General features: G+C 67.9%; 9 protein-coding genes. 3 read left to right on the plus strand and 6 right to left on the minus strand.

Annotated features, from left to right (window positions below; all coding sequences use genetic code 11):
* Window positions 1-42: 42 nt before the first annotated feature.
* On the plus strand, window positions 43-1356 hold the full coding sequence (locus E3O22_RS02755; RefSeq protein ID WP_134394795.1) for an ATP-dependent RecD-like DNA helicase: 1314 nt from the start codon (window positions 43-45) through the stop codon (window positions 1354-1356).
* A 284-nt stretch (window positions 1357-1640) separates the two neighbouring features.
* Window positions 1641-2990 carry a serine hydrolase gene (locus E3O22_RS02760; protein ID WP_134394794.1) on the plus strand — a complete coding sequence of 450 codons (1350 nt, stop codon included), beginning with the start codon at window positions 1641-1643 and terminating at the stop codon, window positions 2988-2990.
* A 52-nt stretch (window positions 2991-3042) separates the two neighbouring features.
* Here the strand turns inward: E3O22_RS02760 and E3O22_RS02765 are convergent, their stop codons facing one another.
* Together E3O22_RS02765 and E3O22_RS02770 are read right to left on the minus strand one after the other, a co-directional pair.
* Window positions 3043-3624 (minus strand): hypothetical protein, encoded by a 582-nt coding sequence (locus E3O22_RS02765; protein WP_134394793.1) that lies wholly within the window; start codon window positions 3622-3624, stop codon window positions 3043-3045.
* Between the two features lie 36 nt (window positions 3625-3660).
* Complete coding sequence (locus tag E3O22_RS02770; RefSeq protein ID WP_134394792.1) at window positions 3661-4071, minus strand: DUF4383 domain-containing protein; 411 nt, start codon at window positions 4069-4071, stop codon at window positions 3661-3663.
* Window positions 4072-4189: 118 nt separating this feature from the next.
* On the opposite strand from E3O22_RS02770, the gene E3O22_RS02775 reads away from it, so the two are divergent.
* Window positions 4190-4711, plus strand: coding sequence for a DinB family protein (locus E3O22_RS02775; protein WP_134394791.1), 522 nt, complete (start codon window positions 4190-4192; stop codon window positions 4709-4711).
* A 128-nt stretch (window positions 4712-4839) separates the two neighbouring features.
* On the opposite strand, the gene E3O22_RS02780 is transcribed toward E3O22_RS02775, so the two are convergent.
* From E3O22_RS02780 to E3O22_RS16665, 4 genes are all read right to left on the minus strand, one after another.
* On the minus strand, window positions 4840-5106 hold the full coding sequence (locus E3O22_RS02780) for a GlsB/YeaQ/YmgE family stress response membrane protein (RefSeq protein ID WP_104099742.1): 267 nt from the start codon (window positions 5104-5106) through the stop codon (window positions 4840-4842).
* Window positions 5107-5181: 75 nt separating this feature from the next.
* Window positions 5182-5556 (minus strand): Asp23/Gls24 family envelope stress response protein, encoded by a 375-nt coding sequence (locus E3O22_RS02785; RefSeq protein ID WP_134394790.1) that lies wholly within the window; start codon window positions 5554-5556, stop codon window positions 5182-5184.
* 180 nt (window positions 5557-5736) lie between these two features.
* The gene (locus E3O22_RS02790; RefSeq protein WP_134394789.1) at window positions 5737-6630 is read right to left on the minus strand and encodes a D-hexose-6-phosphate mutarotase; all 894 of its coding nucleotides are present in this window, start codon (window positions 6628-6630) and stop codon (window positions 5737-5739) included.
* A 194-nt stretch (window positions 6631-6824) separates the two neighbouring features.
* Window positions 6825-6929: a sigma factor-like helix-turn-helix DNA-binding protein gene (locus E3O22_RS16665; protein WP_370448467.1), complete on the minus strand. Its 105-nt coding sequence runs from the start codon at window positions 6927-6929 to the stop codon at window positions 6825-6827.
* Between the last annotated feature and the right edge of the window lie 8 nt (window positions 6930-6937).

Genomic DNA, 6937 nt, shown 5'->3' on the forward strand with positions numbered 1-6937 from the left:
TACAGTGGTATGTCCCGTCCGTACCCCATCGAAAGCGCCCCCGTGTCTGAGATTCCGCTGTCGCGCGAGCAGGCCGAAGTGTTCGAGGCCATCGAGGGAACCCGGCAGAACGTGTTCGTGACCGGGCGCGCCGGCACCGGCAAGTCGACGCTGCTCAATCACCTCGCCTGGAACACAAGCAAGCAGATCGTGATTGCCGCGCCCACCGGGGTGGCGGCCTTGAACGTGGGCGGCCAGACCATCCACTCCCTGTTCCGCCTGCCGATCGGCGTGATCGCCGACAACGCGATCGACCAGTCCGACCAGGTACGCAAACTGCTTAACACGATCGACACGGTCGTCATCGACGAGGTGTCGATGGTCAACGCTGACCTGATGGATGCGATCGACCGCAGCCTGCGTCAGGCGCGGCAACGGCCGAACGACACGTTCGGCGGTGCGCAGATCGTGCTCTTCGGCGACCCGTACCAGCTGGCCCCGGTGCCGGGGGATTCCGACGAGCGTGCCTACTTCGCGGACACCTACCGGTCGATGTGGTTCTTCGACGCGAAGGTCTGGCAGGGCGCCGACCTGCGCATCTTCGAGCTCACCGAGGTGCACCGGCAGCGCGACGCCGACTTCAAACACATGCTCAACGCGGTGCGGCACGGGCGGGTCACGGCCGAGATCGGCGGCGCGCTCAACGCCGCGGGCGCCCGCACCCCGCCGAGGGAGGGAGTGATCACGCTGGCCACCCGCAACGATTCCGTGAACCGGATCAACGCATCCGCTCTCAAGCGCCTCCCCGGCAAGGCGCTGACCGCCAAGGCCGACGTCACCGGCGACTTCGGCGGGCGCACATTCCCCGCCGACGAGGTGCTCGAGCTGAAGGTCGGGGCGCAGGTCATGTTTCTGCGCAACGACTCCAACCAGGACGGCGGCCCACGCTGGGTGAATGGCAGCATCGGCACCGTCACTCGGGTCGATTCGACGGTGTACGTGGACATCGACGGCGAAACGCACGAGGTCGAACCGGCGGTGTGGGAGAAGTTCAAGTACACCTACAACCCGACCACGAAGAAGCTGCGCAAAGACGTCGTAGCCGAGTTCACGCAGTTCCCCTTGCGGCTGGCGTGGGCGGTCACCATCCACAAATCGCAGGGCGCCACCTATGAACGCGCGGTCGTCGACCTCGGCGCACGCGTGTTCAGCCCCGGCCAGACCTACGTGGCCCTCAGCCGGCTGACCAGCCTGGATGGCCTTTATCTGACCCGTCCGCTGCGCCCGAGCGACATGATCGTGGACGAGAACGTGCAGCGGTTCATGCGCGGCCCGCGCCCTGCCGAGACCCCCTACCCGGTCATTCCCGCCGACTAGCCCCGTGGTTACCGCCGTGGCCGCCCTTCTCGTGGCTGCCTCTCCCGCCGCTGCCCCGAACCAATTCGACGGAGATTTTGCCGAAAACGGTGCAGAACAGCCCAAAACTGAGTCTCTAGCCCAAAATCTCCGTCGAATTCGTTAGGGACGGGGGCGGCAGTAGGGGCCAGAGCGAGAGCCGGGGGGCCGCCGGCAGCAATACGGTGCGGCCGGACGGCGGCGTGGGTACACTCCGTCGTGCAGGGGCGCCCCTGTGTGGGCCGCGACGCGACGGGGGTCAGGCGATGAAGCTCGAACAGGCACCGATCAGCCAGGCCGCAGCCGGCCGTGCACCAGCCGGCCACGCACCTCGTCACGCGAGCCCCCGCACACGCCACCACCGCGTGCCGGCTCTCGTCGTGAGTGCCGCCCTCGTGCTGACGGCGTGTACCGCGGCGACGGATGCGTCCCCGGAAGCCCGCGCGCAGGCGGCGGCCCCGTTCTCGTCCGAGGTCACGTCCCGGCTGGATGACGTGCTCGCCGAGGCGAAGACACTGTCCGGTTCCTCGGGGGCCATTGCCGGTGTCTGGGCGCCGTGGGCCGGCACCTGGGTCGCGTCGCCCGGGTCCGTCTCGAGGACGACACCGGGTGCCCTCACCCCGGAGATGCGATTCCGGATCGGCACCAACACGACGGCGCTGACCTGCACGGTGCTGCTCCGGCTCGTCGAGGAGGGGCAGGTGCGCTTGGAGGATCCGGTGTCCGACTACGTGCCCCGGGTGGTGGGGCTGGACAAAATCACCCTCGGGCAGCTTTGCCGCAACACGTCCGGCCTGGCCGATCACGCCTCCCTGATGGCTCCGCAGATTATGGACAACCCCAGTCGCAAATGGTCGACGCGTGAAGTCATCGCGAGCGGCACGGGCGCACCTCGGGTGGCGCTGCCCGGCGGAACCTGGTCCGCGTCGGATACCGGGGTCGTGCTGCTCGGTCTCGCCCTGCAGCAGGCAACCCGACGCGACTGGCCGTGGCTCTACCGGCACTACGTGTTCGAACCGCTGGGCATGACGAACACCAGCCTGCCATCGCCGGGCGAGCTTGCGATCCCGGGGCCGAGTCCCCGCGGCTATGCCGCGGCCCTTGATCCGGTCGGCAGGGCCCGCTGTGGCAGCGTGCTCGACGTGACGCAGCTGTCGCCCTCGGTGGGCGGAGTGGCGGCGGGGGCGGTCTCGAACCTCGACGACCTGAGGATCTGGGCGCAGGCGCTGGCCGCGGGGACCCTCCTGTCGAAAACATCGACGGATGCGCAGTGGGCGCCGGTTCTGCCGGGTGCCGGAGCCCTCTCCTGGCATCAACACGGCCTCGGGGTCGAGCGGTTCGGCCCGCTGCTCGGTCAGTCCGGGGAGATCCCCGGTTTCATTTCGGCGGCGATGGCCGACCCGGTCAGCGGACTCACGGTAGTGGTCGCCTTCAATAATTCGACCTCCGGCCGCGGATTCGCCGAGGCGGTCGCCCGCCGACTTGCCGCGGTCGCCGGCGCTGCGCCCGCGTCCGGAGAGATGCCGGCACCCCAGCTGAACCTGCCCTGGACCGAAACCCAGGTCGCCGGCGAAATCCGGGCTGTCGCCGTCTGCGCATCGCAGCAGCCGGACTAGAAGGGCTGCCGGGCCCAGCGAGAGCCGGGAATTATCTTCGGCCCGCAGCCGGTCAGTGGTGGGAGTGCGGTGCGCCGGGCAGAACGGCGGGGCCCGAGTGACCGTGGGACCCGTGCGGAACCGCCTGAGTGCCGGCATCCGTCGCGGCCAGGGCCGGAGTGGTCAGGCCGGAAACCAGCAGGCCGCCGAGCGTCAGCGCGGCCAGGAAACGCCAGCCCTGCGGTGCGGGTTCGGTCGCCCCGGTCACCCCGGCAGGGGTGTCGGATGCCGCCGCCCGGCATCTGGCACGCCGCCGGGTGAGGGCAAGGGATACGGCCACGAACACGCCGAACAGGGTGGCGATGGTCATTGGGAAGACCGGCAGCACTGTAGCGTCGGCCGGCACCGCCGAGGTGCTGCGGAGCGCCACCATTGCAGCCCAAACGACGCCCGGGAGAAGGGCGAGGACGAGGGCCTGGTTCGGCCAAAGATGCCTTCCTCGCACGAGCGTCGCCACACCCCAGCAGAGCTCGGCGACGCCGAGCCCGACGAAGGTGACGGCGAGCAGGGCTGGAGCGCCGGTGCCCACGGCCAGGTGAATAATCCCTGCCCCGAGGGCGGCGAAAGCGATCCAGAGGCGCGTGATCTGCGTCATGGGATTCCTGTCCGCGGTGTGGGTGGCGTGCGTGGGCTAGACGGTGACCGTGCGTGGTACCGTCTTGTCGGCTGCGAGACCGGCTCCAAGCAGCACGATGGCGCTGGTCAGATGCAGGAAGTGGTCGGCCGTGTTGAGGGCGAGGATGTTGAGCGCGGTGTCGGCGATGAAGAAACCGACAATTCCGAGGAGCAGGTACACCGCACCGACCGTGGTGTTGACGGCCTTTGCGGCGGGGGCCGTGGCCAGGCCGGCGATCAACAGTGCTGCGCCGATCAGGAGGTGGGCCGTGTTGTGGAGAGGGTTGACCGCGAAGATGCCGAGAAGCAGGCCGCCATCGGTGGCGAAGAAGTCGACGCCGCCGGTCACGAAGAAACCGAGCAGGCCGACCAGAACGTAGACGGCACCGAAAACAGTGGCAATGATGCGGTTGGGGGATGTACGCATGAGAAGACCTCCAGTAGATGTCACGGTGCATCCGTGCTCGCCTATTGTTCGGAATCAACGACGGTTCGGTTTGGCCGGACACCGGTGCGTAGCCGTGACCACCGGATAGGATCACCGGATGGGAATCAGCGCGGATACAAAAGATTGGACCTGGGTGCTGGAGCGCCCCTGCCCGGAGTGCGGTTTCTCCGCCGCCGACGTCGATTTCGCGCACATTCCGCGGCTGGTGCGCGAGAACGCGGCCCGCTGGCAGCCGGTGCTGCAGCGAATGGATGTCGCGTCGCGCCCCGACGAGCAGACTTGGTCTGCCCTGGAGTACGCGGCCCATGTTCGCGACGTGTTCCGCATCTTCGACGAGCGTCTCACCCTCATGCTCGCCGAGGACGACCCGGCTTTCCCGAACTGGGACCAGGACGCCACCGCGGTGCTGGAGCGCTACAACGAGCAGGAGCCGGCGGTCGTGGCCCGCGAACTCGCCGAGGCCGCGGCGTCCGTCGCCGCCTCCTTCGCAGCCGTTGGGCCCGCAGACCAGGGTCGAACCGGTCGCCGCAGCGACGGTGCCCGGTTCACCGTCACCACGATGGGGCAATATTTCGTGCACGATCCGGTGCACCACCTGCACGACGTCGCGGGCGACTGACACCACCGGCACGCAGAATGCCGGCAATCGGACGTCAGCAGGCACAAATCAACAAAAAAAAGCACGGAAAAACCGGCGCACCCCCCAATAGTGCGCCCGCTCGTTCGCGCTTGTCGCGCTGCCGTGACTTAGGCCCGGCGACGACGCCCCGTGAGAGCGCCGTAGATCACGAGAACAATGACGGAGCCGGCGATGGCGAGAAGCCAGGTCGAGATGTCGAAGAAGTTCTCGAGACCGGTGCCGAAGATGACCGAGCCGAGGAAACCACCGAGGAACGCGCCGAGCACGCCGAGGATGAGGGTGATGACCCAGCCGCCGCCCTGGTTGCCGGGCAGGATTGCCTTGGCGATCGCGCCGGCGATGAGTCCGAGAATAAGGAATCCGATGAAGCCCATAATTTGTCCCTGCATCTTTCTGTTGTTTGCGAACTGGTAAGGGTAAGTGTTGGTGAACTGGAGAAAAAAGCCGGGCTAGTCCGGGGTGTCTACCTCGTCGACGTCCGCGTCCGTGTCATCTGACGTCTGGTGCACGTCCTTGACGGTCACATCGACCGCGGTGACCTGCATGCCGACGATTGTCTCGATCGCCGTCTCGACCGCGTTGCGCACTGCGCCCGCGACCTTCTGCAGTTCGTGCGGGTACTCGACGACGATGGAGATCGCGACGGAGGCCGCGGCGCCCTCGGTGGTGACGCTCACCCCGGTGGAGAGGTCGGCGCCGCTGAGGGCTTCCCGGATTGCGCCGAGAGCTCGGGCCGCGCTCCCGCCGAGCGCGTAGACGCCCGGCACCTCGCGTGCGGAGATACCGGCTACCTTCGCGACGACGCCATCGGCGATGACAGTCATCCCTGGTCCGGTTGGGGGGACGGCTGGTGGTGCGGAGGACGTCTGTTCAGCGATGGCGTACTCCAATCTGTCGCGGCGCGTGGCACGAGCCGGGCGACACTAGTATGACGTGGGTCGAACGGATTTCGTCACGCTAGCGCCGAAAGAAAGTTTTTGCGGGACAGTCCCGAAGGCCGGTGCTCAGTCCGAAACCGCGAACACGACGGTCGTCGTGTGGCTCTGGCCGGCTTCCAGACGTACCTGGTCCCGGCGCACGTTCGCGGTTTCCACGCAGACCATGCCGGGCCACTCGTCGTCGCCGAAGTCGCTCATCCGGGCGGACTTGTCGGCCCAGGGGTTCCAGACCACGGTGCTTTCGGATCCGTCGGATCCGATCGTGACGGTGCGGCCGTCGGGGTCGGCGACGGTGGCGCTGCCGCGGCTGCCCAGATAGAGGCGGTCCGTCTCGGTGCCGAAGCCCAGGGGGGTGTTCTCCGCGGGCTCGGTCAGTGCGGTCAGCTGGTTCAGGAATGCGGTGCCCTGCAGCCCCGCGACCGTCGTGCTGCGCACATCGCTCACTCGCAGATAGGTGTGCAGCGCTTCTTCGTAGCTGATCGCATCCGGCTCCCGGTTGGTCACCCGGAGGACGAGGGTCAGGCGGGCGCCGACGGTGACCGTGTAGCGGGCCTCGAAGCGGTGCGGCCAAGCCGAGATGCGTGTGGCGGGAGTGTCGGTGAGGCTGAAGGTGAGCACGACGTCGTCGTCGGCTTCGTGGGCGTTCACGAGCTCCCACTCGATCAGGCGGGCGAAACCGTGCGACGGCGCGGCCGGGTCGAGCGCGTTCGCACCAAACCAGGGGAAGCAGATCGGCACGCCGCCGCGAATCGCGGCGGTGGCCTCGAACCGGCTCAGGTCGCTTAGAAAGAGCACCGGCCGGCCGCCGGCCGGAGTGAATTCGGTGACGTGCGCACCGTGCAGGTAGATCTCGGCGGAGCCGGCGGGACCGACCACTCTCACCACGGTGAGGCCACCGCGGCCCTCTCCGATTCGAACGGATGCGGGCAGAGACCTGGGTGCAGCGCTTACGGAGGGCATGAGCCCATTTTCGCGCTAACCGCGACCTGGCGCCTAATGCCGATCGAGGCCCCGCTGGGCAGGGTCACTGATCGCCTTCGACCCGAACCACGGGGCGCCATGGATGAACAGGGGGGAGTGACCCAACGGCTGACGTGACTCCCCGAGTCGCGTCGGCCGCTGCGTCAGCCGGGCAGGCCCCCGCCCGGAGGCGGTCAATCGCGCAGGTACTGTTCCAGGCACGGCACCTTCAGCAGGGCCAGCGCGCGCTTCTCGATCTGGCGCACCCGTTCCCGGGTCACGCCCTGAACGACGGCGATCTGGTCCA

The organism is Cryobacterium sp. TMT2-18-2 (assembly GCF_004402245.1).
In the GTDB taxonomy this organism is placed as follows: Bacteria; Actinomycetota; Actinomycetes; order Actinomycetales; family Microbacteriaceae; genus Cryobacterium; species Cryobacterium sandaracinum.